Annotated in this window: 25 protein-coding genes and 1 riboswitch; of the genes, 11 read left to right on the plus strand and 14 right to left on the minus strand. The window is 71.0% G+C overall.

Annotation, left to right across the window (positions count from 1 at the left end; genetic code table 11):
- Positions 1–14: 14 nt before the first annotated feature.
- Positions 15–779, plus strand: coding sequence for a MerR family transcriptional regulator (locus AC1DWJ_RS00985; protein ID WP_477619789.1), 765 nt, complete (start codon positions 15–17; stop codon positions 777–779).
- 46 nt (positions 780–825) lie between these two features.
- Here the strand turns inward: AC1DWJ_RS00985 and AC1DWJ_RS00990 are convergent, their stop codons facing one another.
- Genes AC1DWJ_RS00990 through AC1DWJ_RS01000 form a run of 3 tightly spaced genes read right to left on the minus strand, consistent with a single transcriptional unit; the run spans position 826 to position 2,415 of the window.
- The gene (locus tag AC1DWJ_RS00990) at positions 826–1,464 is read right to left on the minus strand and encodes a dihydrofolate reductase family protein (protein ID WP_477619790.1); all 639 of its coding nucleotides are present in this window, start codon (positions 1,462–1,464) and stop codon (positions 826–828) included.
- Between the two features lie 11 nt (positions 1,465–1,475).
- Positions 1,476–1,844 (minus strand): TraR/DksA family transcriptional regulator, encoded by a 369-nt coding sequence (locus AC1DWJ_RS00995; protein WP_457256742.1) that lies wholly within the window; start codon positions 1,842–1,844, stop codon positions 1,476–1,478.
- Entirely contained in the window at positions 1,837–2,415 is a 579-nt protein-coding gene (locus AC1DWJ_RS01000) for a dihydrofolate reductase family protein (protein ID WP_457256825.1), read from the minus strand. Before AC1DWJ_RS01000 ends, AC1DWJ_RS00995 begins: the two co-directional genes overlap by 8 nt.
- Positions 2,416–2,573: 158 nt before the next feature.
- Here AC1DWJ_RS01000 and AC1DWJ_RS01005 point away from each other — a divergent pair, with 158 nt between their 5' ends.
- Complete coding sequence (locus AC1DWJ_RS01005; protein WP_457256740.1) at positions 2,574–3,689, plus strand: DNA glycosylase AlkZ-like family protein; 1,116 nt, start codon at positions 2,574–2,576, stop codon at positions 3,687–3,689.
- Here the strand turns inward: AC1DWJ_RS01005 and AC1DWJ_RS01010 are convergent.
- The 3 genes from AC1DWJ_RS01010 to AC1DWJ_RS01020 are packed head-to-tail and all read right to left on the minus strand — an operon-like array spanning position 3,679 to position 5,781.
- Positions 3,679–4,086, minus strand: coding sequence for a nuclear transport factor 2 family protein (locus AC1DWJ_RS01010; protein WP_457256738.1), 408 nt, complete (start codon positions 4,084–4,086; stop codon positions 3,679–3,681). The two genes, AC1DWJ_RS01005 and AC1DWJ_RS01010, sit on opposite strands and share 11 nt — an antisense overlap.
- 4 nt (positions 4,087–4,090) lie before the next feature.
- A complete protein-coding gene (locus AC1DWJ_RS01015) occupies positions 4,091–4,549 on the minus strand; it encodes a methyltransferase family protein (RefSeq protein ID WP_457256736.1) in 459 nt (152 codons plus the stop codon).
- A gap of 50 nt (positions 4,550–4,599) precedes the next feature.
- Positions 4,600–5,781, minus strand: coding sequence for a DUF4185 domain-containing protein (locus AC1DWJ_RS01020; RefSeq protein WP_457256735.1), 1,182 nt, complete (start codon positions 5,779–5,781; stop codon positions 4,600–4,602).
- Between the two features lie 67 nt (positions 5,782–5,848).
- Positions 5,849–6,100, plus strand: a riboswitch (cobalamin riboswitch).
- Between the two features lie 136 nt (positions 6,101–6,236).
- Between AC1DWJ_RS01020 and AC1DWJ_RS01025 the strand changes: the two genes are divergently transcribed.
- Both AC1DWJ_RS01025 and AC1DWJ_RS01030 read left to right on the plus strand, forming a co-directional pair.
- The gene (locus tag AC1DWJ_RS01025) at positions 6,237–8,696 is read left to right on the plus strand and encodes a ribonucleoside-diphosphate reductase subunit alpha (RefSeq protein WP_457256733.1); all 2,460 of its coding nucleotides are present in this window, start codon (positions 6,237–6,239) and stop codon (positions 8,694–8,696) included.
- Positions 8,693–9,715 carry a ribonucleotide-diphosphate reductase subunit beta gene (locus AC1DWJ_RS01030; RefSeq protein ID WP_477619791.1) on the plus strand — a complete coding sequence of 341 codons (1,023 nt, stop codon included), beginning with the start codon at positions 8,693–8,695 and terminating at the stop codon, positions 9,713–9,715. The genes AC1DWJ_RS01025 and AC1DWJ_RS01030 overlap by 4 nt, the downstream gene beginning before the upstream one ends.
- A 96-nt stretch (positions 9,716–9,811) precedes the next feature.
- Here the strand turns inward: AC1DWJ_RS01030 and AC1DWJ_RS01035 are convergent, their stop codons facing one another.
- Positions 9,812–10,795: a magnesium transporter CorA family protein gene (locus AC1DWJ_RS01035; protein WP_457256823.1), complete on the minus strand. Its 984-nt coding sequence runs from the start codon at positions 10,793–10,795 to the stop codon at positions 9,812–9,814.
- A 38-nt stretch (positions 10,796–10,833) separates the two neighbouring features.
- Positions 10,834–11,259, minus strand: coding sequence for an OsmC family protein (locus AC1DWJ_RS01040; RefSeq protein ID WP_457256731.1), 426 nt, complete (start codon positions 11,257–11,259; stop codon positions 10,834–10,836).
- Between the two features lie 168 nt (positions 11,260–11,427).
- On the opposite strand from AC1DWJ_RS01040, the gene AC1DWJ_RS01045 reads away from it, so the two are divergent.
- The 4 genes from AC1DWJ_RS01045 to AC1DWJ_RS01060 all read left to right on the plus strand — a co-directional run bounded on the left by AC1DWJ_RS01045 (position 11,428) and on the right by AC1DWJ_RS01060 (position 15,524).
- Entirely contained in the window at positions 11,428–12,042 is a 615-nt protein-coding gene (locus AC1DWJ_RS01045) for a CBS domain-containing protein (protein WP_457256730.1), read from the plus strand.
- A 53-nt stretch (positions 12,043–12,095) separates the two neighbouring features.
- Positions 12,096–13,754 (plus strand): GAF domain-containing sensor histidine kinase, encoded by a 1,659-nt coding sequence (locus tag AC1DWJ_RS01050; RefSeq protein ID WP_457256728.1) that lies wholly within the window; start codon positions 12,096–12,098, stop codon positions 13,752–13,754.
- Positions 13,755–13,818: 64 nt separating this feature from the next.
- Positions 13,819–14,769, plus strand: coding sequence for a universal stress protein (locus tag AC1DWJ_RS01055; protein WP_457256726.1), 951 nt, complete (start codon positions 13,819–13,821; stop codon positions 14,767–14,769).
- A gap of 104 nt (positions 14,770–14,873) precedes the next feature.
- A complete protein-coding gene (locus AC1DWJ_RS01060) occupies positions 14,874–15,524 on the plus strand; it encodes a response regulator (protein ID WP_457256724.1) in 651 nt (216 codons plus the stop codon).
- Here AC1DWJ_RS01060 and AC1DWJ_RS01065 read toward each other — a convergent pair.
- The gene (locus AC1DWJ_RS01065; RefSeq protein WP_457256722.1) at positions 15,502–15,927 is read right to left on the minus strand and encodes a pyridoxamine 5'-phosphate oxidase family protein; all 426 of its coding nucleotides are present in this window, start codon (positions 15,925–15,927) and stop codon (positions 15,502–15,504) included. The two genes, AC1DWJ_RS01060 and AC1DWJ_RS01065, sit on opposite strands and share 23 nt — an antisense overlap.
- On the minus strand, positions 15,927–16,808 hold the full coding sequence (locus AC1DWJ_RS01070) for a universal stress protein (RefSeq protein WP_477619792.1): 882 nt from the start codon (positions 16,806–16,808) through the stop codon (positions 15,927–15,929). Before AC1DWJ_RS01070 ends, AC1DWJ_RS01065 begins: the two co-directional genes overlap by 1 nt.
- Before the next feature lie 125 nt (positions 16,809–16,933).
- Here AC1DWJ_RS01070 and AC1DWJ_RS01075 point away from each other — a divergent pair, with 125 nt between their 5' ends.
- Together AC1DWJ_RS01075 and AC1DWJ_RS01080 are read left to right on the plus strand one after the other, a co-directional pair.
- The gene (locus AC1DWJ_RS01075) at positions 16,934–17,425 is read left to right on the plus strand and encodes a pyridoxamine 5'-phosphate oxidase family protein (RefSeq protein ID WP_457256720.1); all 492 of its coding nucleotides are present in this window, start codon (positions 16,934–16,936) and stop codon (positions 17,423–17,425) included.
- Positions 17,426–17,510: 85 nt separating this feature from the next.
- Positions 17,511–18,101: a hypothetical protein gene (locus AC1DWJ_RS01080; RefSeq protein ID WP_457256719.1), complete on the plus strand. Its 591-nt coding sequence runs from the start codon at positions 17,511–17,513 to the stop codon at positions 18,099–18,101.
- 64 nt (positions 18,102–18,165) lie between these two features.
- On the opposite strand, the gene AC1DWJ_RS01085 is transcribed toward AC1DWJ_RS01080, so the two are convergent.
- The 3 genes from AC1DWJ_RS01085 to AC1DWJ_RS01095 all read right to left on the minus strand — a co-directional run bounded on the left by AC1DWJ_RS01085 (position 18,166) and on the right by AC1DWJ_RS01095 (position 20,733).
- On the minus strand, positions 18,166–18,933 hold the full coding sequence (locus AC1DWJ_RS01085; protein WP_457256717.1) for an SDR family NAD(P)-dependent oxidoreductase: 768 nt from the start codon (positions 18,931–18,933) through the stop codon (positions 18,166–18,168).
- A gap of 79 nt (positions 18,934–19,012) precedes the next feature.
- On the minus strand, positions 19,013–19,630 hold the full coding sequence (locus tag AC1DWJ_RS01090; RefSeq protein ID WP_457256715.1) for an FMN reductase: 618 nt from the start codon (positions 19,628–19,630) through the stop codon (positions 19,013–19,015).
- A complete protein-coding gene (locus AC1DWJ_RS01095; protein ID WP_457256714.1) occupies positions 19,627–20,733 on the minus strand; it encodes a CE1758 family FMN-dependent luciferase-like monooxygenase in 1,107 nt (368 codons plus the stop codon). Before AC1DWJ_RS01095 ends, AC1DWJ_RS01090 begins: the two co-directional genes overlap by 4 nt.
- A 90-nt stretch (positions 20,734–20,823) precedes the next feature.
- Here AC1DWJ_RS01095 and AC1DWJ_RS01100 point away from each other — a divergent pair, with 90 nt between their 5' ends.
- Complete coding sequence (locus AC1DWJ_RS01100; protein WP_457256713.1) at positions 20,824–21,555, plus strand: SAM-dependent methyltransferase; 732 nt, start codon at positions 20,824–20,826, stop codon at positions 21,553–21,555.
- A 16-nt stretch (positions 21,556–21,571) separates the two neighbouring features.
- Here AC1DWJ_RS01100 and AC1DWJ_RS01105 read toward each other — a convergent pair whose 3' ends face one another.
- Positions 21,572–22,762 carry a CapA family protein gene (locus AC1DWJ_RS01105; protein WP_477619793.1) on the minus strand — a complete coding sequence of 397 codons (1,191 nt, stop codon included), beginning with the start codon at positions 22,760–22,762 and terminating at the stop codon, positions 21,572–21,574.
- Positions 22,763–22,795 lie beyond the last annotated feature (33 nt).

The raw sequence follows: 22,795 nt of genomic DNA on the forward strand, positions 1-22,795 counted from the left end.
CGAGGATGGGTGCCATGCTCACGATCAGCCAGCTCGCGTCGTACGCCGGCGTGACCGTGCGCGCCGTCCGGCACTACCACGCCAAGGGGTTGCTGCCCGAGCCCGCGCGCGACGCGTCGGGGTATCGGCGCTATGACGCGGCCGCCGTCGTCGAGCTCGTGCGGATCCGTACGCTCGCCGACGCCGGGGTGCCGCTGGCCAGGGTGCAGGAGCTGCTGGTCGCCGGTGACGACGAGTTCGCGGCGGCGGTCGACGAGATCGACCGCCGGCTGCGCTCGGAGATCCGCCAACGCCACCGCCATCGCGAGCGGATCGCCCAGCTCGCGGCCGGCGAGAGCCTCGCCCTGCCGCCCGAGGCGGTGGCCTACCTCGAGCGCCTCCGGGGCGTCGGCGTCCCCGAGGAGATGGTCGAGGCCGAGCGCGACGCGTGGATCCTCGTGGCCGCGCAGATCCCCGAGCGGATGGCGTTCTACATGGAGACGAAGGAGCGGCAGCTCGACGACCCCGCCGTGCGCGACCTCTACCGCGACCTGGCCGAGATCACCCAGTGGTCAGCCGACGACCCGCGTCTCGACCAGGCGGCCGAGCGGCTGGCCGAGCAGTTCGAGCAGGTGCCCGACGACGCGTGGGACGAGGAGAAGCTGCCCGAGGACCTCGCGGACCTGCTCGACGGGGTCTTCCTCTCGTCCGTCCCCGGCGCGCGTCGCATGTTGGCCCGGCTCGAGCAGCTCGGGTGGACCGGGTGGACGAACATCCAGCGCATCGAACCGGCCCGCTGACGGTGCGGTATGCCGCGTGGCTGGACCACGCGGCATACCCCGCTCGTCAGGTGGTGGCCTTGCGGGTGAAGGTCAGGTGGGTCACGCCGCCGGGGGTGGAGACCGCCTCGACGTCGTAGGAGTCCTCGATGCCCTCCAGATCGTCCCAGATGCGCACACCGCGGCCGAGCAGGATCGGCACCTGCACGAGGTGCAGGTGGTCGACCAGCCCGGCGAGGACGAAGTCGCGGACCACGGTCGCGCCGCCGCCGATCCGGATGTCCTGGTCTCCGGCCGCCGCGCGAGCCTTGTCCAGCGCCTCGGCCGGGCTCGCGTCGAGGAAGTGGAACGTCGTGCCACCCTCCATCTCCATCGGGGGTTTCGCGTGGTGGGTCAGCACGAACGTGGGCGTGTGGAACGGCGGGTTGGGTCCCCACCAGCCCTTCCACTCCGGGTCGTCGTGCCAGCCGGGCGGCCCGAACTTGTTGGCGCCCATGATCTCCGCACCGATGCCGGGAGTGTGCCGCTCGGCGAAGGCGTTGTCGGCCCCGAGCGAACCCCCCTCCGCGTCCCAGAACCGGGTCGCGAACATCCACTCGTGCAGCCGTTGACCGGCGTGGCCGAAGGGCGCCTCGAGGGACTGTGGTTCGCCGGTGGCGAAACCGTCGAGCGAGATCGACAGGTTGTGGACGCGGGTGATGGACATCCGTGCTCTCCTCAGCTGATGGACTGGACGTGGGCGATGCAGGTGCGTGCGGTTGGCCTGGCCTCGAGCCGCGCGGCGGGTATGGGCTCTCCGCACACCTCGCAGAGACCGTAGCTCCCGTCGTGGAGGCGCACCATGGCCGCCTCGATGCCGGACAGGTGCTCGCGGGCCGCCTGGATGAGGGACGAGAGCTGGGATCGTTCGTAGGCGATGGTCTGGCCCTCGGGGTCGTGCTCGTCGTCGGCGTTGGAGTCGGCCGATGCGGCAAAGAGGGCTTCGAGATCGGTCGTCATGCTGGCCAGGCGGCTCTGCACCTCGTCGCGCTCCCGGCGCAGGCGGTCGGCCGCCGCGCGGGGGTCTGCGGACTCGTGGTCAGCCATGCAGCGTCGGACGGTAGACGAGCTCCTGGATGTCGTGGTCGAGGGTCCGGTGCTCGACGAGCTCCAGGTCGAAGTCGGCCGCACCCCCGAAGATCGGGCCCAGACCGGTCTGGCCGGTGATGACCGGAAACAGTGTCACCTGCACGAGGTCGACGAGGCCCGCCGCCAGGAGGGCCCGGTTCATCGCGAGGCTTCCGTGCGAGCGCAGGGGCACCGTCGACTCCTCCTTGAGGCGGGCGACCACGTCGAGCGCATCGCCCCTCGCGATCGTGGCGTCCGGCCAGTCCAGTGGCCCCTCGAGGGTGGACGACACCACCGTCGCGGGGAGGTTCACCATGCGGGTGACCCACGGGTCACGCACGTCGGAGTCCTCGGTGCTGGCCGACAGCATCTCCGTGAACGCGCGAAAGGTGGTGGCGCCGAACACCATGTGCTGGTCCTCGGTGTAGAGGTCGAGCCGGTGGCCGAGCAGCTCCGGACCCTGCTTGCCCCAGTAGCCGGTCCAGTCGCCGCTGGCGGCACCGAAGCCGTCCAGGCTGCTGAAGACGTCGAACGTGTAGGTGGCTGTCATGTCCTTCTCCCGGTCGAGGTGGTGGTCGGATGCGGTCAGGCACGGATACAGACCGACGACGGCTGCCGAACTCATCGTGGCCCATCTGCTCGCGACCCGCCCCGGGGCATCAGGGCATCAGGGAGCCTTCCGTCCGGAACTCGTGCGAGGCTCCGGTCATGAGCACGTCGACCGAGGTCTCGGTGTCCTGGGCGCAGGCGCTGGCCTGGCGGCTGGAGCGACACCTGCTCGACCCCGTGGGATCGGAGTCCGTCGCCGGGGTCGTCCGTCGGCTCGGCGCCGTGCCGTCGATGGACGAGTCGCTCGCCGAGCTCGCGGTGCGGACCCGCCGGACGACCTCCCGGCCCGGTGAGCTGGCGCAGGCCCTGGCAGCGGGGACGGTCATCAAGGTCTTCGCCTTCCGCGGTGCCGTCCACTACCTGTCGCCCGACGACGGCGGCGCGTACCTGGCGCTGCGAACGGCGGGCCGGCAGTGGGAGCTGCCCAGCTGGGTGGACTACTACCGCCTCGCGCCCGAGGCGTGGCCCGACTTCAGGGCGGCCGTGCGTGAGGCGCTGGGTGACGGGCCGCTGACCCTCGCCGAGCTGGGCGACACCGTGACCAGCCAGGCGGCATACCGGCATCTCAAACCGGTCTTCGACGAGGGTGCCGGCACCCTCATCAAGCCGCTCACCTGGCAGGGCGACATGGGCTTCGGCCCACCGCGCGACGGACGAGCCACCTTCCAGCGCCTGGACACGAACGCACGGTGGGCAGGCATCCCGGACCTCGAGGTCGCGGGCCCGGCGGCCATCACGGCCTACCTGCGCACCTATGGTCCGGCGACGGTCGAGCACGTGCAGTACTGGCTCGGCAGCGGCCTGAGTGCCGGACGCAGACGGCTGACCGGCTGGCTGGACGGCCTCGGCGACCGGCTCGTGCCGGTCGACGTCGACGGCACGGTGGCGCACGTCCTGCGCGAGGACGTCGACGCGCTGGAGGCGGCCCGGCCCACCGACGCCGTGCGGTTCCTGCCCGGCCACGACCAGTGGGTCCTCGGCCCGGGGACCAAGGACGAGCACGTGACACCGCCAGCGCGCCGCGACCTGATGACCCGCAAGGCCAACCCCGTCACCCGCGGAGGGGTCGTGTGTGGGACCTGGGCGCGACGGGGCGACGAGCTCACGGTCAGCTGGCTCGACGGGACGACGCGACCCGATGCGGCCCTCGAGGAGGAGGGCACCCGCCTCGCGGCCCTCCTGGGCCGTGAGCTGCCGGTGCGGGTCACGTCCTAGGCGGTCGGTAGAGCTCCTCGACCGCGGCCTCGATGTCGTCGCCGTCGACGTCCACCGGCTCGACGTAGAGGTGGCCCTCGGCGATCAGGCCGTCGCGGACGGCCACGACGACGACTCCCCGCATGGCGAAGCCGGAGCCGTCGAGGTGGTGCCCGCGCCAGTCGACCTCCGCCCACTCGGTCTCGCCATCGCCGCTGGAGGCCAGCAGCTCGGCGTGGAAGTCGGGGACCCCCTCGAAGACGGAGGTCCAGTTGGCCAGCACCTGGGCCCGCCCCCGGAACGCGCGGCCGGGGTGCGCCGGCGTGATGCTGACGTAGTCCTCGGCGAAGAGCGACGCGAAGCGGTCGGCGTCGTGGGCGTTCTGGGCCTCCGTGAGGCGCTCCATCATGCTCGTCATGGGCTCAGACCCATCGCCGCACGTGGGACCGGTAGGCGTCGTACTCCGCGCCGAACTTGCCCGCCAGGTAACGCTCCTCCGGGCGGATCGCCCCCCACCAGAGTGCGGCGACGCCGAACGGCACGAACACCAACGCCCAGAACGAGTGCGCGAGGAGCGCCCACCCGACGTCGAACGCGATGAGCCCCAGGTAGAGCGGGTTCCGGCTCAGCCGGAACGGCCCCGACTGGAGCACCAGGACGGTGGCGCCGCCGGGCAGGACCGCAGTGCGGTGCGTCGCCATGTGGGCCAGTGTCCACCCGTTCCAGAGCACGAACGCGACGACCAGCGCCCAACCGACCCACCGGACGGCCGAGCCGGTGATCGAGACGGGGTCGTCCGTGGCCGCGCTGAGGAAGAGCCCCGCAGCGAGCGGCAGCCCCAGGGCCACCGGTGGCCAGATCCGGAACGCGGGCGCATCCACGACCGCCATCGTCGTCCGCGGCCGTCGCGACGGCAAGGGCCGGCCGCAGGTCAGGGCCGGTCGATCTCCGCGAAGACCGGACGCCCCAGCGACGGGTCGGTGAGCAACCGGCTGAAGTCGGTGGTGTTGCGCGAGATCGAGATCAGGAGCTTGCCATCGGCCAAGGCGATGCCGGGGTGGGCCAGCGGCGCGTACTTGAGCTGCCCGGAGGGGTCCTGGAAGTCCGCCCGCGCGCCCCGCTGGGCGGCCCACGGGCCGACGGGGGAGTCGGACGACCAGGCGTAGACGGCGTTGCCCAGGTCGCCGTCTCGCTTGGAGACGATGACGAACCGGCCGTCGAGCACGTCCACCGACAAGGTCTGTGAGACACCTCCGCGGGCGGGCAGGACGACCGCCGCCCGTGCCTGTTCGCCCACCCAGGTCGTCCCGTCCCAGAACTGCCACGTCGCGCGGTCGCGCGCGTCGGCCAGAGGTGCGCGGGCGGCATACAGGGCACGTCCGAAGGAGTCCTTGCTGGGCAGGCGGGTGCCGTAGACGTAGAGCCAGCCACCCCGGACCGTCATGGCCGACCCCCAGTTGACCTGGTCGGCGGCGGTGCTGTCAGGGGTGATGTCGAGCTGCTGCCGCAGGGTGGGCGCACCCCCGGGGGTGACGTCGAAGAGGGTGGCGCTGCTCCCGAGGTAGGTGAAGTCGAGGCCGCCCGCCGCGCCCCGACGGATGCGGGCGGAGACGACGACGAGGACGTCGCCGTCGGGCCGCGACAGGGACACGACGGACATCGGCCAGTGCACGACCCCGTCGGAGCGGTCCGGGATCACCGGTCCCTGTCCGGTCGCCTCGACCTGTGACGTGCACAGGCCGCTGGTGACGAGCATGGAGTTGGCGACGATGCGGGGGCTGATGCCGTCGCCGCGCACGGTGTCGCCGAACACCCAGACGATCCGGTCGTCGGGCAGGCGTGCGCTGGCTCCGATGTCACCGGCCTGCCAGAGCGGGAGGTCCAGGCCCGCGACGATCCGGTTGAGCTGCGCGACCGTCACCACGGGCGGTTTCCCGGTCGAGGTCGCCCGCGCGCAGGTCGGCGTCAACCGGGGGTATGCCGCGCCGCCCGCGGTCGTGGCGCCGTCGCCGCCGGGCGTGGTGGAGCAGCCTGCGAGCACCGCCGTGAGCACCAGCCCGAGCACCAGCCCGAGCGCTGCGCCCCCGAGGAGGGGAGGGGTGGCGCGGGGCATGGCGGCAATCCTAGGGACGCGACACGCGGACCCAACATGTGGTGCCAAGGATTCGCACCACCACCCGCATATGGTGTCTCTTGCTGGTCCGGAGGCCGCGCAATCGGTCTCCGGGGCAAGAGGGAACTCGGTGCGAATCCGGGACTGCCCCGCAGCGGTAAGCGGAAACGACCGCCGTCATCAAGCACTGCTCGCACCACGCGGGTGGGAAGCGACGGCCAGTAGGAACCGCGTCGACGACCGAGCTCGCCAGGGCTCACCACGGTCGCCGAGGCGAAGGTCCGCGAGTCCGAAGACCTGCCAGCGACCGCACACGCCGTGTGCGGTGAGTCGTGGCCTCGAGGGCGGGTCACACGACATGCACAGTCGACTTGCACCCCGGTTCCCGGAGGCGGTGGCTGTGTCGTCGTCCCCTCCTCGACCCGCGGCACCGAATCGCTCGCGAGGAGAGAGCAGTGACCGACACGACCACCGAGGTCATCGAGGACCCGGCGACGGGACGACAGGCCGGACCCCTGGCCACCGAGTCCCAGGCGCCCCGCCGCGCCAGCATGGCCGTGCGCAAGCGCAACGGCGACAGCGAACCCGTCGACGTCATGAAGATCGTCCGGGCGGTGGAGCGCTGGTGCGACGACCTCACCGAGGTCGACCCGATGGCCATCGCCACCCGCACCATCAGCGGCCTCTACGACGGGGCCACGACCGCCGAGCTCGACCGGCTGTCGATCCAGACCGCTGCGGAGATGACGGCCGCAGAGCCCGAGTATTCGCGGCTGGCCGCCCGCCTCCTGTCGAACTACATCGACAAGGAGGTGCGCGGTCAGCAGATCGCGTCGTTCAGCCAGGCCGTGCGGCTCGGCCACCTCGAGGGGCTCATCGGTGACGAGACCGCTGCCTTCGTCGAGGCGAACGCCCGCAAGCTCGACCACGCGGTGGACGTGACCAACGACCGCCGGTTCGAGTACTTCGGGCTGCGCACCGTCTACGACCGCTACCTGCTGCGCCACCCCGACACCCGGATGGTCCTGGAGACGCCGCAGTACTTCATGCTGCGCGTCGCCTGCGGGCTGTCGCACACGCCCCAGGAGGCCATCGGGTTCTACCGGCTGATGGCGTCGCTGGCCTACCTGCCCAGCTCGCCGACCCTCTTCAACTCCGGCACCCGCCACACCCAGATGTCGTCGTGCTACCTCGTCGACTCCCCGCAGGACGAGCTCGAGTCGATCTACGACCGCTACGCGCAGGTCGCGAAGCTCTCGAAGTTCGCTGGTGGCATTGGCATCTCGTGGTCGCGGGTGCGGTCACGCGGGGCGCTCATCCGCGGCACGAACGGCCACTCCAACGGCATCGTCCCCTGGTTGCGCACCCTCGACTCGTCGGTGTCGGCGGTCAACCAGGGCGGTCGTCGCAAGGGTGCCGCGTGCGTCTACCTCGAGCCGTGGCACCCCGACATCGAGGAGTTCCTCGAGCTGCGCGACAACACCGGCGAGGACGCCCGGCGCACCCACAACCTCAACCTCGCCAACTGGGTGCCCGACGAGTTCATGCGTCGTGTCGAGGCCGACGAGCAGTGGAGCCTGATCGACCCGAACGAGGTGCCCGAGCTGCCAGACCTCTGGGGGCCGGCCTTCGAGGAGGCGTATGCCGCGGCGGAGCGCGACGGGCGCTTCGTGCGCCAGGTCAGCGCGCGGGAGCTCTACGGCAAGATGATGCGGACCCTGGCCCAGACGGGCAACGGCTGGATGACCTTCAAGGACGCCAGCAACCGCACCTGCAACCAGACCAGCGACGACCAGCGACCGGGAGCCCCGGTCGTGCACCTGTCGAACCTGTGTACCGAGATCATCGAGGTCTCCAGCAACGACGAGACTGCCGTCTGCAACCTCGGCTCGGTGAACCTCGCCCAGCACCTCACCCCAGGTCGCGACGCCGTCGACTGGGAGAAGCTGCGCGCGACGGTCCGTACCGCGGTCACCTACCTCGACCGCGTGATCGACATCAACTACTACCCGAGCGAGGAGTCCGCGGCGTCGAACCCGCGCTGGCGCCCGGTGGGGCTGGGCGTGATGGGGCTGCAGGACGTGATGTTCGCGCTGCGGCTGCCGTTCGACTCGCCCGAGGCGAAGGAGCTGTCCACGCGAATCGCCGAGGAGGTCTACCTCTCGGCCCTGGAGCGCTCCAGCCAGCTGGCCGCCGACCATGGCGCCCACCCGGCATACGAGCAGACGCGCGCGGCGCGCGGTGACCTGCAGCCCGACCTCTGGGACGTCACCCCGACCCAGACGGAGCGCTGGGAGCTGGTGCGGAAGGCCATCAAGGAGAACGGACTTCGCAACTCACTGCTCATCGCCATCGCGCCGACGGCCACCATCGCGTCGATCGCGGGCGCCTACGAGTGCATCGAGCCGCAGGTGTCCAACCTGTTCAAGCGCGAGACGCTGTCGGGAGAGTTCCTCCAGGTCAACACGGCGCTGGTCCGCGAGCTGAAGGCGCGGGCGCTGTGGACCCCCGAGGTGCGCGAGGCGATCAAGCGCAGCGACGGCTCGGTGCAGGGCATCGCCGAGATCCCCGAGGACGTGCGGGTGCTCTTCCGCACCGCGTGGGAGCTGCCCCAGAAGTCGCTCATCGAGCTCGCCGCGGCCCGCCAGCCCTACATCGACCAGAGCCAGTCGCTCAACCTGTTCCTCGCGTCGCCGACGATCGGGAAGCTCAGCTCGATGTACCTCTACGCGTGGAAGGCCGGGCTCAAGACGACCTACTACCTGAGGTCGCGCCCGGCGACCCGCATCCAGCAGGCCACCACCACCAGTGTGAGGGCCACCCCAGCGACCGCGCTGGTTCCCACCATCCTGACCGACGAGGCAGCGATCGCCTGCTCCCTCGAGAACCCCGAGACCTGTGAGGCTTGCGAATGACTGTCACCAGCACGACCGAGAAGATGCTGCTCGACCCGGGGATGAACCTCACCCTGCGGCCGATGCGCTACCCGCAGTTCTACGAGCGCTATCGCGACGCCATCAAGAACACCTGGACCGTCGAGGAGGTCGACCTGCACTCCGACCTCAAGGACCTGCAGCGACTCACGGCGGCCGAGCGACACCTGGTGGGGCGGCTCGTGGCGTTCTTCGCCACCGGCGACACCATCGTCGCCAACAACCTGGTGCTCAACCTCTACCAGCACATCAACTCTCCGGAGGGCCGGCTCTACCTGAGCCGTCAGCTGTTCGAGGAGGCCGTGCACGTGCAGTTCTACCTGACCCTGCTCGACACCTACGTGCCCGACGAGAAGGAGCGGCACGAGGCCTTCGCGGCGGTCGACAACATCCCGTCGATCAAGGACAAGGCCGACTTCTGCTTCCGGTGGATCGACTCGGTGTTCGACCTCGACTCGCTGGAGACCAAGGAGCACCGCCGGGCGTTCCTGCTCAACGTGATCTGCTTTGCGGCCTGCATCGAGGGGCTGTTCTTCTACGGCGCGTTCGCCTACGTCTACTTCCTCCGCTCGCGCGGCCTGCTCAACGGTCTCGCGAGCGGCACCAACTGGGTGTTCCGCGACGAGTCGATGCACATGGCCTTCGCGTTCGACGTGGTCGAGACCGTGCGCCGTGAGGAGCCGGACCTCTTCGACGACGAGCTCGCCGACCAGGTGCGGGCGATGATGCGTGACGCCGTCGACGCCGAGGCCCAGTTCGCGCAGGACCTGTTGGGCGGGGGAGTGGCGGGGCTCTCGACGACCGACATGCGCACCTACCTCGAGTCGGTGGCCGACCGCCGGCTGGAGCAGCTGGGGCTCGAGCCGGAGTACGGCTCCAAGAACCCGTTGGCGTTCATGGAGCTGCAGGACGTGCAGGAGCTCTCGAACTTCTTCGAACGCCGTGTCTCGGCCTACCAGGTCGGTGTGTCCGGCTCGGTCGGCTTCGACGAGGACTTCTAGACCCCTCACCCGTCGCTCATCCATGCAAAAGGCGAGTTAGCGCCGGCAGACGCCGGCGCTAACTCGCCTTTTGCATGAGTGGGCGCCGGGGCTGGCTCACCACCAGCCCTGGCGCCGCGCCCAGCGCAGCAGCCACAGGCTGATCGAGGCCATCACGACGAGCACGATGATGAGCTGCACCCAGTGGGTGCTGCCGTTGACGATGACGTTCATGCCGTAGATCGACGCGATCGCGGTGACCGGCAGGGTGATCGCCGCGATGACGGCCAGCCGCTCCATCGCCACGGTCATCTTCGTGGTGACCCTGGTCTGGTAGAGCTCGATGACGCCGAAGAGGAACTGGCTCTCGCCGTCGGCGAGGCTGCGCACCCGGTCGAACTGTTCCGACAGGTCGCGTGCGTGGCGCTGCGACTCCTCGCTGGCGAACCGCTCGAGCGAGGCCAGTCGCCCGTAGATCTCGTGCGCCTGGCCGGCCTGGGTGCGTGAGATGAGCAGCTCGTGCCGGAGGAGGAAGAGCTCCTCGAGCAGCTCCTCGGGCTGGTGGAAGTCCGAGCCCATGACCCGCATCTCGAGGGCCGGAAGCCGGCTCGCGACGTCCTTGACCGCCGCGCTCTGCCGCCGCGCCACCGCCGACCCGATCGCGTAGGAGAGCTCGCTCGGGGTCTTGGGCCGGAACCGCCCCGCCCGCATCCGTTCCTGGACGGTGCGGGTCTCCTCCGTCGCATCGGAGAGCGCGACAGCCGGGTTGCGCGGCCCGTGCACGGTCACGAGGTAACGGCGGCCCACGAGCTGGTCGAGCTCGAGCATGTGGACGTGGCCGCCCTCGCCGGCCAGCGGGGTGTGCACGATGACGAAGGTGTGGTGCTCGTAGCCGTGCACGGACGGCACGAAGTTCCTTTCGCGACAAGCCTTCACGACCATCGGATGGGCGTGGAAGTGGTCGCGCAGGAGGGCCTCGGCCGCGTCGTCGAAGTCGGGCACGTCCACCCAGACGAAGCCGTCGTCGCGGCGGAGGAGGTCGTCGACCTGCCTGACGTCGTGCTCCTCGAGCCCGGCGTCGGACACCCACCAGGCGTCCATCACGGCTCTGCGCTCCTGACTCGACCGAGCCCCCGGCCTCAGCCGGTGAAGCTCGTCTCCAGCGTGATCGGGATCTTGAGCGCCTGGCTGACCGGGCAGTTGGCCTTGGCGTCCTGGGCCGCCTCCTCGAACTGCTCGGCGGTGATACCGGGGACGTTGCCGACGACGGAGAGGGCGCTTCCGGTGATGCCGGTGCCCGGCTGGAAGGTCACCCTGGCGGTGGTGTCCAGCGAGGTCGGGGGGTTGCCGGCCTTGTCGAGGACCAGGGACAGGGCCATGTTGAAGCAGCTCGAGTGCGCTGCAGCGATCAGCTCCTCTGGGCTCGTCTTCCCGTTCGGCTCCTCGCTTCGCGCGGGCCATGACACGTCAAACGTCCCGACCCCGGATGACTCGAGGTTGACCTTGCCGGCGCCCTCGAAGAGGGAGCCCTCCCAGTGGGCGACGGCGGTGCGGGTGGTGGCCATGAGTTCTCCTTCGAGCGGCGGGACGGTCATCCCCAATCTAGGCGCTGCACCGACATCCGCAACGGGCAGGGACGAAGGACCCTGTCGTGGCGGGCGTCGTGGACCCAGGCTCGAGGGACGAAGGGGTGCCGATCACGATGCACCTCTCGTCGGTGAGAGGAGCGAACGATGCTGGTCCGTGAGCTGGTGACCCGTGAGGTCGTCTCGGTCAGGGACGTCTCGGCCCTCGACGCGGCGGTGCGTGTCCTGGCGGAGCACCACATCTCCGCGCTGCCGGTGATCGACGCGAACGGGAGGGTCGTCGGCATACTCAGTGAGGCGGACGTCCTGCGGCTCCATGTCGCGGCGGACCCCCGAGCCCACCTCCGGCCGGTCGACGACGGCCCGGTCCAACCGTGGCCCGCCACGGTCCGCGAGGTCATGACTGCCGACCCCGTGGTCGCCCATGAGTCGAGCGACGTGGCGGATGTGGCGCGCACCCTCGCGGACACCGGGTGGAAGAGCCTGCCCGTCGTCGGCGGCAACGGAGAGCTCGCCGGGATGGTGAGCCGCAGCGACGTCATCAGGGCACTGGCCAGTCGCGACGCCGACATCTGGCTGCGAGTGGTCCGGGACTTCGCGGAGGTGGACCGGTCCTCCTGGCATGCCTCCGTATCCCGTGGGGTGGTCACGGTCACCGGGGTGCGGCCCGGTGGGGATGCGCGGATCGCGGCCGCCATGGTGGCGACCGGGCCGGGGGTGCGGGACGTGGTGGTCGAGGTCGAGGCGGACCCGGTGGGCTGACGAACCCGGTTCGGTCCGCATCCCGCGACCCCTCACGACCTACGATGGGCCCCGTGGCAGACCAGGTGGGACCGGCGGACCCAGGGCCAGGCAGCATCGCCCGACTCTCCGGGCTCGACCTCGACGACCTTCTCGAGGAGCTCAGGTCCCGCGCCGGCAGTGCACGGACGGCGCAGGCGCGGCTCGAGGCCCTCCTCGACGCCGTGGTGGTCGTGACGTCGGACCTGGAGCTGGCGGCCGTGTTGCGGCGCATCGTCGAGTCGGCCTGTCAGCTGGTCGACGCGACCTATGGCGCCCTGGGCGTGCTGGGCCCCAACGGCGAGGAGCTCATCGAGTTCGTCACGCACGGGATCTCGGAGGAGGACCGAGCGGCCATCGGTCCGCTGCCGCACGGGCGGGGTCTGCTCGGCATGATCATCACCAGTCCCCACCCCCAGCGCGTCGACCGGATCAGCGACCACCCCGACTCCTACGGCTTCCCTCCCAACCACCCGGAGATGACGAGCTTCCTCGGGGCACCGGTGCGGATCCGCCAGCAGGTCTTCGGCAACCTCTACCTCACCGACAAGCGCAACGCCGAACGCTTCAGCGCGGACGACGAGACGATCCTCACCGCGCTGGCGGCAGCGGCCGGGGTGGCGATCGACAACGCCCGGCTCTACCACCGCAGTGTCACCCAGCAGCACTGGGGCGAGGCGACCCGAGACCTCGTGTCGGCGCTGCTCGCCGGGGAATCGGAGGCCGAGGTGCTCTCCGATGCTGTCCGGCGCGTGCTCGCCCTCACGGGTGCTGAGGGTGCCTTCATCGCCCAGCCCTCGGGTCGCGACCTGGTCGTCGTGGCCTCGGCGGGGCCGGAGGCGGCCGACGTCGGCGACGTGCTCGAGGACGCGGAGACGCGGGCCGTGCTGGCAGCGGCGCCGGCTGAGCCCGATCCGGCGGCGGACCACGTCGTGGTCCCGCTCTCGGTGGGGACCCACCAGGCTCTGGGCGTCCTGGTGGTACGCGGACTGCCGGCTGAGCTGGGTGGCACCTCCGCGCCCCTGCTCGACTTCGCCCAGCGACTGGCCGTGGGTCTCACCGCCGCCAGTGCGCAGCGCGAAAAGGCGCGCATCGACCTCCTCGAGGACCGCGACCGGATCGCCAGGGACATGCACGACCACGTCATCCAGCGCTTGTTCGCCACCGGCATGTCGTTGCAGTCCGCGAGCCGCCTCACCAGCGAGCCGACTGCGCGCGAACGCATCGAGACCGCGGTGGACGAGGTGGACGCGGTCATCAAGGACATCCGACACACGATCTTCGCGCTCAACCGTGCGCCGGACGCCCGCAGCCTGGCCTCCGAGGTCACCACCATCTGCGAGGGCGCTGTCGTGGGTCTGGGGTTCGCGCCGTCCCTGACGATGCGTGGCAACGTCGCGGACGTTCCCGAGCAGATCGCGGCAGACCTGTTGGCGGTGGTGCGGGAGGGGCTCAGCAACGTGGCGCGGCACGCCCGGGCCAGTCAGGTCGAGGTCCTCATCCAGGTGTCCGACACGGTCCTGGTCCGGGTCCTCGACGACGGCGTCGGCGCGGCGGCCGACGCCACCCGGTCCGGACTCGACAACCTCGCGCGGCGCGCGAGCAGTCGAGGTGGTCGCTTCGAGCTCGCGGCGGCGACTGCCGGCGGCACGGTGCTCGACTGGCAGGTGCCGTTGGCACCGCCCACCGACTAGCCCCCCACGCGTCGCAGGACTTTCGGCCCTGTCCGCCCCGGGTCGCGGTTGGCATGGTCAGGACATGACGTCGCGACCCCACACCGAGTCGCCTGCCGGTCACCGGCTGCCCTCGTCCGACCTGGTGGGGGCACCGGTCGTCGTCGGGTTCGACGACGGTGCCGCCTCGGTCGCAGCGGTCCAGTGGGCGGCCGTGGAGGCCGCCCGGCTGGGATCTGGGCTCACCGTCCTGAGTGCCACGGACCCTCCTGTCCAGACCCCCATCGGCATCGGCGCCATCGCGCCCGCTCCGGACCTCGGGAGCGTCAGCCGGGCCATGGCCGCGCGGGGTGTGCACCTCGCCAGGTCCTGCGACCGCGAGCTCGCAGTCGGCGCGGTGGCCGTCGTCGGTGGGCCGGCCGGGGAGCTCGTCGCGCGGTCGAGCGAGACCGGGCTCGTGGTCGTCGGCCGCAGCCGACGCAGTGCGTTGCAGACGGCCGTCCTGGGATCGGTCTCCTTCGCCGTGGCCGCGCACGCGAGATGTCCCGTCGTCGTCGTGCGTGAGGGGGCGAACCGCCACCCCGGTCCCTCCTTGCCGGTGGTGGTGGGAGTCGACGGGTCACGAGGAGCGCTCGCCGCCGTCTCGCTTGCCCTGGCCTTCGCCCGCGTCTGGCAGGCGCCACTGCGGATCGTGGGTGCCTACCCGTCGCCGTCGCTCTCCCCGTACCCCGACACGTTCCAGGAAGCCCTGCTCACGACTGCGTCGGAGCAGCCGTGGGCGTTGGCCGCCAGAGCCGCCGTCGACGAGGCGGTCCGCCAGGCCAGGGAGCGCGAACCCGCTGTCCACGTCACGGGGGTCGCCGAGCCGGGACGGGCCGAGGACGTCCTGGTCGACGCCGCTCGGGACGCCGGCCTCGTCGTGGTCGGCAGCCGGGGCCATGGCGGCTTCGCCGGGCTGATGCTCGGCTCGGTCAGCCACGGCGTGATGCGTCGTTCGGCCAGCCCCGTCGTGGTCGTGCGTCGCGGTTCGGTGTGAACCTCGGTGGCGCACGCGCGTCGTCACTGCGCGTCGTTGCCCGCGTTGCCGGGTATGCCGTGGCGCGGCTGGGTAGGCTCGCACCGGAGAGGGAGTGATCGCCCATGAGCATCACGGTGTTCCTGCTGGACGACCACGAGGTGGTTCGTCGCGGCTTGCGTGAGCTGCTCGAGGTGGAGGACGACCTCGAGGTGGTGGGCGAGTCCGGCTCGGCCCAGGAGGCTGCTCGTCGGATCCCGGCCCTGCGACCCGACGTCATGGTCCTCGACGCACGGCTCCCGGACGGGTCCGGGATCGACGTGTGCCGCGACGTCAGGTCCGTGGACCCGGACATCCGCGCGATCATCCTGACGTCCTACGACGACGAACAGGCGCTGACTGCCGCGGTGGCCGCCGGCGCCGCCGGCTACGTGCTCAAGGATGTCCGTGGGGCCGACCTGGTGACGTCCATCCGTCGGGTTGCCGCGGGGGAGTCGCTCCTCGCCCCTGACGTGGTGGAGCGGCTGAGGAAGGCCTGGGGCCATGAGCAGCCGACCGACCCGAGGCTTGCCAGCCTGACGCCGCAGGAGCGTCGCATCCTGGACTGCATCGCCCAGGGCCTGACCAACCGGCAGATCGGTGAGTCCCTCTCGCTGGCGGAGAAGACCGTCAAGAACTACGTCACGTCGGTACTGGCCAAGCTCGGGATGGAGCGGCGCACCCAGGCGGCGGTCTACGTCGCCGGGCAGGGAGTCAGACCAACGCCCGACCGGTGATGCTCTGGGTGCGGACCCGCACCCAGGTGCTCGGTCCCTCGTGGGGTGGGACCCACGATGCCCGCGCCGCGTGGTCGAGCCTGCGGATGTCAGCCTCGTCGTCGACGACCATGGCCGTGCCCTGGACGAGCACGCTCCAGCCGGTCCGCGCGGACCCGTCGAACTGGTCCACCTCGAACGCGACGGGGTCGCGGTCGACCGCAGCCTGGATCTTCGAGTCACCCGTGGTCCGGAAGCAGACGTCGATGCCGTCGAGCGTGTGGACGACGGGCAGGATCGACAGCTCGCCGTCGAGCTGGAAGGCAAGCCGGCCCACCGGCACCTCGAGCAGCTTCGCGAGGCAGTCGTCGAGGTCGAGCACCACCAGGCCGGTGTGGTCGGTCGGGCGCACGATGTCAGCCATCACGCACCCCCGTCCGACCGGACCACCATCACCGGGCAGTGGGCGTGGTGGAGCACACCCTGGCTGACCGATCCGAGGAGCAGGCCGGCGAAGCCGCCGCGTCCCCGGCTCCCGACGACGACCAGCTCGGCTCCGCGCGAGAGGTCCACCAGCGCCTGCACCGGGTGGGCCCGCAGGGTGCGCTGCCGCACGGTCACGTCGGGGTACTTCTCGGACCAGCCCGCCACCGCCTCCGAGGCGACCGCCGACTCCTCCTCGGCGACCTCCTGGCGCAGGTCGGCGGTCTCGAGCGCCGCCAGGCCCGCGCCCGCCGAGTCGAGGTACCACGCGTGGACCACGGTCAGCGGCAGGCCGAGCCGGTCGGCCTGTTCGAACCCCGCGGCGATCGCGGCCTCGGACACCTCCGACCCGTCCGACCCGACGACCACGCCGGGACGGTCGGGGAGCTGGTGGGGGAGCTCGCGCACGACCACGACGGGGCAGGGGGCGTGGGCGGCGACGTCGAGCGAGGTCGACCCCAGGAAGACACTCCCCAGTGCGCTCCTGCCCTGTGCGCCGACGACCAGGCAGGTGGCGCCGCGCGACTCCTCGAGGAGCAGGGCGGCGGCGTTGCGGTAGGCGGCTGCGATGGTCACGGTCAGGCTGGGCGCGAGCGCGCGGACCCGCTCGGTCGCGGCTCCCAGGATCTCGTCGGACTCGGTCGTGTGGACCGCGAAGCCCGACTCGACGCTCGGGCCACGCAGGGGCATCGTGCGCGCGTTGACGAGGTGGAGGGGCGCCTTGACCCGCTGCGCCTCGGCGATCGCCCAGTCGAGCGCGCGGTCGGACGGTGGCTGCCCGTCGACCCCGACGACAACGGGACCGGTCATGGTGGACGACATGTCTTCCTCCTCTGCTGTGGGCCCGCACGGTGATGGGGCTCCCTCACAGCGTCCGACCGGAGGCCGCACGAGGACAGGGACCTTGGACCCTGAACACTGAGCAGCACCAGGGGGATCGTCGTCCCATGGACACGCAGAAGAACCCCCAGGCCCAGGACTCCCACGACCGGGCCGGCCGCGCCGGTCCCGACCGGGCGCCGATGCAGGAGCTCACGGTCGCGCAGTGCTGGGGAGCCCTGCGGGAAGGGGTCGTCGGACGCCTTGCCGTCGTGCACGACCGGCGTCCCGACATCTTCCCGGTCAACTACGCGGTCGACCACGGGACGGTGGTGTTCCGGACCGGCTCGGGCACCCTGTTCACGTCCGCGGACGGCACCTTCGTCGCCTTCGAGGTCGACGGCTACGACGTCGAGCGGGCCGAGGCGTGGAGCGTCGTGATCCGTGGGGTCGCCCACGAGGTCTACCAGCTCGACGACGCGCTCGAGGCGATGCGGCTGCCGGTGCACCCGTGGCACGACGCCCCCAAGCCCCGCATCATGCGCATCCACCCCGACTCGCTGTCCGGTCGTCGGTTCGTCGTCAAGGGCGGATATCGAACACAGGACCTTCGGCCCTGATCGCCCGCCTCTGGCACCGCCAGAGTTGAAGTGTCAGAACGGAATACAACCCGGGTGCTAGGCGCCCGAAGGAGGAACCACCACCATGCGACGACGCACCCTGGATGCCCTGCTCACGACCGGCGGCCTGATCGTCGCAGCGGTCCTGCTCGTGGTCGGGGGACTGATGACCTGGGCCAGCACGTTCGTGGACAACGAGGTCCAGTCCCAGCTCTCGGCCCAGCACATCACCTTCCCTGCCAAGGGCAGCGAGCAGCTGAACGACCCGTTGGTCAAGCCCTACCTCGAGCAGTACGCCGGGCAGCAGCTCACCACGGGTGCGCAGGCCAAGGCGTGGGCCGACCACTACATCAAGGTCCACCTCGACGAGTCGACCGGTGGGAAGACCTACTCGGAGCTGAGCGCCGCCGCCCGGGCGAACCCCGACGACCCCAAGGCCAAGGCCATGGTCGACCTCGCCTTCAAGGGTGAGACCCTGCGTGGACTGCTTCTCAACGCCTACGCCTTCGGCACCATGGGCAAGATCGCGATGTATGCCGCGTGGGCCAGCTTCCTCGGCGCAGCAGCGATGCTCGTCCTCGCACTGCTCGGCTTCATGCACCTTCGCCGGGTGCCGGTCGAGGAAGAGGTCGGCATCGCCGCACGGCACACCGTCCCGAAGCCGGCCATCGCCTAGCGCACACGGACCCCCGGACCAGAGCCCTCGCCCCCCTGCGGCGGGGGTTCTGCCGTGTCCAGCCTCAGAACGCGGTGTAGCCACCGTCGGCGACCAGCACCGACCCGGTGACGAACGAGGAGGCATCGCTGGCGAGGAAGATGACTGCCGGGGCCAGCTCCTCGACCGTGCCGTAGCGCTGCATGGGGGCGTCGTCGATCCAGTGCTGGCGGAACTTCGGGTCGTCGACGGGCGACATGTCGGTCTTGATGTAGCCAGGGGCGAGGGCGTTGACGCGCACGCCGTGCGGGGCCCACTCCGCGGCCAGGCTTCGAGTCAGGTGGTGCACCGCAGCCTTCGACGCGTTGTAGGCAGGCTGCCACTGGGGGCGGTTGACGATGAAGCCGGACATCGACCCGATGTTGACGATGGACCCTCCGCCCTGGTCGACGAAGTGCCGACCGAAGGTCTGCGAGCAGGTCCACACCGCGTCCAGGTTGACGGCCATGACAGCCCGCCAGTCCTCGGGGGTCACGTCGAGGGCCGGGGCGTGGACGCACGCGCCCGCGTTGTTGACCAGCACGTCGACCCGGCCGTGGAGGGACAGCGCTGTGTCGAGCACCCGGTGGACGTCCTCGGCGACTGTGACGTCAGCAGCGACGAAGTCGGCCCGGATGCCGTTGTCGCGCAACGATCCCAGCACGTCTTCGGCCGCCTCGGCGTCGCGCCCCACGAGGACGATGGCCGCCCCTGCGTCACCGAGGGCGCGCGCGAAGCCGGCTCCCAGCCCTCGGGTGCCGCCGGTGACGACAGCGACGCGGCCGGCCAGGGAGAAGCGGTCCAGTGCGTTCATCCGACCAATCTAGGGCGCGCCAAACCCACGCGAAACCCACGCGAAACCCGGGCGACGCCGGGGTCCTCGGCCGCGGGGTTCAGTGGCCGAGCAGCTGCTCGAACGGCACGGGGTCGGCGAACTCGTCGACCCGGTCGGTCCGGGGCGGGCGCCCGGTGAGGAGGTCGGCGAGCTCCCCGGCCGCCACGTCGATGCGACCCGAGAGGCCGGTGTCGACGGTGCCGCCGGTGCCCCAGTCCTCCGACGCCGCGAACACGGCGGTGGGGACGGTGATCGCCTTGAGGTAGGCGAACATCGGGCGCATCGCGTGCTCCAGCACCAGTGAGTGGCGGGCCGTCCCGGCGGTGGCCGCCATGAGGACCGGCGTGCCACGCAGGGCACCGTCGTCGAGGACGTCGACGAAGGTCTTGAACAGCCCGCTGTAGGACGCCTGGAAGACCGGCGTGACGGCGATGACGGCGTCCGCGTCGCGCACGGCGTCGAGCGCGGACCTGAGCTCACCCGTGGCGAAGCCGGTGAGGAGGGCATCCGCCATCGCGTGTGCGTGCTCGCGCAGGTCGACCGTGACGACCTCGGCCTCGTCGCCGCGCTCCAGGAGCGCGTCGCGGGTGGCGGTCGCCAGGCGGTCTGCGAGCAGCCGACTGCTGCTCGGCTGTCCGAGACCGGCCTGCACCACCACGACTCGACGGGAGCTCATCGGGTGACCTCCAGGTCCTCGTGCTTCGTGGTGGCGGTGGCGAGCCGGCTGGCGTGGGTGGGCGCGTCCGGCACGTGGGCCGGCTTGCGGGCCGCGGCGATCTTGCGCAGCTCCGGCACGACCTGGGTGCCCAGGAGCTCGACCTGCTCCATCGCGGTCCGGTGGGGGAGTCCGGCGTGGTCGACGAGGAACAGCTGGCGCTGGTAGTCGCCCACGGCGTCGGCCATGCCGGCGTACCGCTCCACGACCTGCTGGGGCGAACCCACGGTCAGGGGAGTCTCGCGGGTGAAGTCCTCGAGCGAGGGCCCGTGTCCGTAGACCGGTGCGTTGTCGAAGTAGGGGCGGAACTCGCGCACCGCGTCCTGGCTGTTGGCCCGCATGAACACCTGACCGCCGAGGCCGACGATCGCCTGGTCGGCGCTCCCGTGGCCGTAGTGGGCGAACCGGCGCCGGTAGAGCGCGACCATCTGCTTGGTGTGGCTCATCGGCCAGAAGATGTTGTTGTGGAAGAAGCCGTCGCCGTAGTAGGCCGCCTGCTCGGCGATCTCGGGGCTGCGGATCGACCCGTGCCAGACGAACGGCGCGATGCCGTCGAGGGGGCGCGGCGTGGACGTGAAGGACTGGAGCGGGCCGCGGTACTTGCCCTCCCACGTGACGTTCTCCTCGGTCCAGAGCCGACGCAGCAAGGCGTAGTTCTCGACCGCGAGCGGGATGCCGTCGCGGATGTCCTTGCCGAACCACGGGTAGACCGGGCCGGTGTTGCCGCGTCCCATCATGAGGTCGATCCGACCGTCCGCGAGGTGCTGCAGGTAGGCGTAGTCCTCCGCCAGCCGCACCGGGTCGTTGGTGGTGATCAGCGTCGTGGAGGTCGAGAGCACGAGGCGCTCGGTGACGGCGGCGAGGTGCGCGAGGAGCACGGTCGGGTTGGCCGGGGCGGCGAACGGCGGGTTGTGGTGCTCGCCGGTGGCGAACACGTCGAGCCCGACCTGCTCGGCGAGGCGGGCCAGCTCCACGGTGTGCTTGATGCGCTCGTTCTCGCTGACCGTCGTCCCGGTGGTGGGGTCGGTGGTGACGTCGCCGACCGTGAAGATTCCGAACTGCATCTCGCTCGCGCTCCTGGCTAGGTAGTTTGAATTTCAACTATCGTAACGGTGCGACCACCGTGCGCATTCCCGTGCGGCAGAGTGTGGCCCATGGCAGCCCCGACCCCGGTCCCCGACCCCGCCCGCACCCGCTACGACCGGATGCGCTGGAACACGCCGCTCGCGGCGGACCACGCGGCCCTGTTGCTGGAGCGCCTGGCGGTGGGGGAGGACGACCGGGTGACCGACCTGGGCTGCGGGTGGGGCGAGCTGCTGCTGCGGGCGGTGGAGCCGGCCGGCGCCACCGGCGTCGGGGTCGACACCGACGCCGACGGCTTGGAGCGGGGCCGTGGGCTGGCCGCAGCCCGCGGGCTCGAGTCGCGGGTCAGGTTCGTCGAGGCCGAGGCTGCCTCGTGGGACGAGCCCGCCGACCGGCTGCTGTGCATCGGGTCGAGCCACGTGCTCGGCGGCACCGGTCCTGCGCTCGCCCGTCTGGCCGAGCTCACCCCGCCCGGTGGACGACTCCTCTACGGCGACGCCTGCTGGACCGCCCCGCCCACCTCCGCCGCGGCCGAGATGTTCGAGGAGGTCGTGTCCCTGACCGATCTCCTCGAGCACGTCCACGCCAGTGGGTGGAGGGTGCTCCACCTGTCGACCGCCGACCAGCGCGAGTGGGACGACTTCGAGTCGACGTGGCGAGCGGCCAGGCAGGAGTGGCTGATCCGCCACGGCGACGACGCCCGCGCTCCGGAGGTGCGGAGCCGGCTCGACGCCCAGCTCGACGCCTACGTCCGCACCTACCGAGGTGTGCTGCAGTTCTGCTACCTGGTCCTCGGGCGCTGAGCGCGGCGGTCGAGGGTCACTCTGGAGCGGTGGCCAGGTTCGCGCACTGACCGGCTTGCTTCCAGAGCGCCAGGAGCCGTGCGCTGTCGGCAGCTGCCGGCGGCCGGGGTATGCCGTCGACCCCGATGAGCATGGGCGTCCAGACCGCCTCACGGACGGCACTGGTCTTCGTGCGCTTGGTGCCGCGCGCCGCGTTCACGTCGATCGACAGGGTCAGCACGCCGGACCGTGAGTCGGGCTCGTGGCTGCGCCACCAGACGAAGTTGCCGAAGCCGTAGTCGACGTAGGACCGTCCGAGCCACCCGGCTCCGTTGACGCGGTGCGAGTGGCCGCCGACGATGATGTCCGCGCCCGCCTGCTCGAGGGCCTCGGCGGTCTGCACCGAGAGCCGGTCCGGGCACTTCTGGTAGTCCAGCCCCCAGTGCAGGAAGACGACCACGACGTCGTACCGGGCGGCGGCCCGGCTGACCGCACCGCGGAGCCGGGTGACCGGCGTAGCGCTGGCGATGCCGCCCTTGCCCGGACCTGCCGAGTAGCGGGCCAGGGTCATCTCGAAGACTTCCGATGCCCCGAACACCGCCACCTTCAGGCCCTTGGCCGACAGGATCGCCGGCGCGAACGCCTCGTCCTCGTCCTTGCCGATGCCGACGATCGGCACGGGGCTGGCCTGCTTCGCCGCCAAGGTGTCCTTCAGCCCCACCGGCCCGTAGTCGACCCCGTGGTTGTTGGCCATGCTGACCGCATCGATCCCGGCGCCCTTGATCGTCTCGAGGGCCGAGGCCGGCGCCCGGAAGTGGAACTCCTTGCCGATCTTGGTGCCGCGCTCGGTGAGGGCGGTCTCGAGGTTCACCATCGCCAGGTCGGCTGCGCCCAGTGACGACCGCAGCTCGTCCAGCCCGTGCGGGTCACGGGCCAGCGGCGCCAGGTAGTCCTCGAAGTGCACGTCGCCGGCGAACGCCATCGTCAGGGTGTCGGGGTCGGAGGGGGGAGTCGTGGTGGTCGACGCGCTCGGGGCTGCGCCGGTCGTCCTGGAGGGCGACGAGGCTGTCGTGCCCGTGGCAGCGGTGGTGCCGGCGGCCGGGGCCGGGGTGGCCCCCTGGCAGCCCGAGAGGGCCACCACGACCGCCAGCACCAGCGCCGAGGCCAGCGTCGGGGTCGGTCTCGGGGCCGAGCGGGCGGCGACCGCGGTGGCGGCGAGAGGGCGCATGATCGGGAAGTCTAGGTCGGCCTAGGATCGCCC

The organism is Pedococcus sp. P2_D7 (assembly GCF_056404295.1).

Coding starts and splice junctions, on each gene's coding strand:
- AC1DWJ_RS01080 (WP_457256719.1), top strand. CDS start 17,511: ATGCGACGACGCACCCTGGATGCCCTGCTCACGACCGGCGGCCTGATC.
- AC1DWJ_RS01060 (WP_457256724.1), top strand. CDS start 14,874: ATGAGCATCACGGTGTTCCTGCTGGACGACCACGAGGTGGTTCGTCGC.
- AC1DWJ_RS00990 (WP_477619790.1), bottom strand. CDS start 1,464: ATGTCCATCACCCGCGTCCACAACCTGTCGATCTCGCTCGACGGTTTC.
- AC1DWJ_RS00995 (WP_457256742.1), bottom strand. CDS start 1,844: ATGGCTGACCACGAGTCCGCAGACCCCCGCGCGGCGGCCGACCGCCTG.
- AC1DWJ_RS01100 (WP_457256713.1), top strand. CDS start 20,824: ATGGCAGCCCCGACCCCGGTCCCCGACCCCGCCCGCACCCGCTACGAC.
- AC1DWJ_RS01000 (WP_457256825.1), bottom strand. CDS start 2,415: ATGACAGCCACCTACACGTTCGACGTCTTCAGCAGCCTGGACGGCTTC.
- AC1DWJ_RS01095 (WP_457256714.1), bottom strand. CDS start 20,733: ATGCAGTTCGGAATCTTCACGGTCGGCGACGTCACCACCGACCCCACC.
- AC1DWJ_RS01070 (WP_477619792.1), bottom strand. CDS start 16,808: ATGTCGTCCACCATGACCGGTCCCGTTGTCGTCGGGGTCGACGGGCAG.
- AC1DWJ_RS00985 (WP_477619789.1), top strand. CDS start 15: ATGCTCACGATCAGCCAGCTCGCGTCGTACGCCGGCGTGACCGTGCGC.
- AC1DWJ_RS01065 (WP_457256722.1), bottom strand. CDS start 15,927: ATGGCTGACATCGTGCGCCCGACCGACCACACCGGCCTGGTGGTGCTC.
- AC1DWJ_RS01040 (WP_457256731.1), bottom strand. CDS start 11,259: ATGGCCACCACCCGCACCGCCGTCGCCCACTGGGAGGGCTCCCTCTTC.
- AC1DWJ_RS01085 (WP_457256717.1), bottom strand. CDS start 18,933: ATGAACGCACTGGACCGCTTCTCCCTGGCCGGCCGCGTCGCTGTCGTC.
- AC1DWJ_RS01010 (WP_457256738.1), bottom strand. CDS start 4,086: ATGACGAGCATGATGGAGCGCCTCACGGAGGCCCAGAACGCCCACGAC.
- AC1DWJ_RS01030 (WP_477619791.1), top strand. CDS start 8,693: ATGACTGTCACCAGCACGACCGAGAAGATGCTGCTCGACCCGGGGATG.
- AC1DWJ_RS01005 (WP_457256740.1), top strand. CDS start 2,574: ATGAGCACGTCGACCGAGGTCTCGGTGTCCTGGGCGCAGGCGCTGGCC.
- AC1DWJ_RS01055 (WP_457256726.1), top strand. CDS start 13,819: ATGACGTCGCGACCCCACACCGAGTCGCCTGCCGGTCACCGGCTGCCC.
- AC1DWJ_RS01090 (WP_457256715.1), bottom strand. CDS start 19,630: ATGAGCTCCCGTCGAGTCGTGGTGGTGCAGGCCGGTCTCGGACAGCCG.
- AC1DWJ_RS01075 (WP_457256720.1), top strand. CDS start 16,934: ATGGACACGCAGAAGAACCCCCAGGCCCAGGACTCCCACGACCGGGCC.
- AC1DWJ_RS01045 (WP_457256730.1), top strand. CDS start 11,428: ATGCTGGTCCGTGAGCTGGTGACCCGTGAGGTCGTCTCGGTCAGGGAC.
- AC1DWJ_RS01035 (WP_457256823.1), bottom strand. CDS start 10,795: ATGGACGCCTGGTGGGTGTCCGACGCCGGGCTCGAGGAGCACGACGTC.
- AC1DWJ_RS01105 (WP_477619793.1), bottom strand. CDS start 22,762: ATGCGCCCTCTCGCCGCCACCGCGGTCGCCGCCCGCTCGGCCCCGAGA.
- AC1DWJ_RS01020 (WP_457256735.1), bottom strand. CDS start 5,781: ATGCCCCGCGCCACCCCTCCCCTCCTCGGGGGCGCAGCGCTCGGGCTG.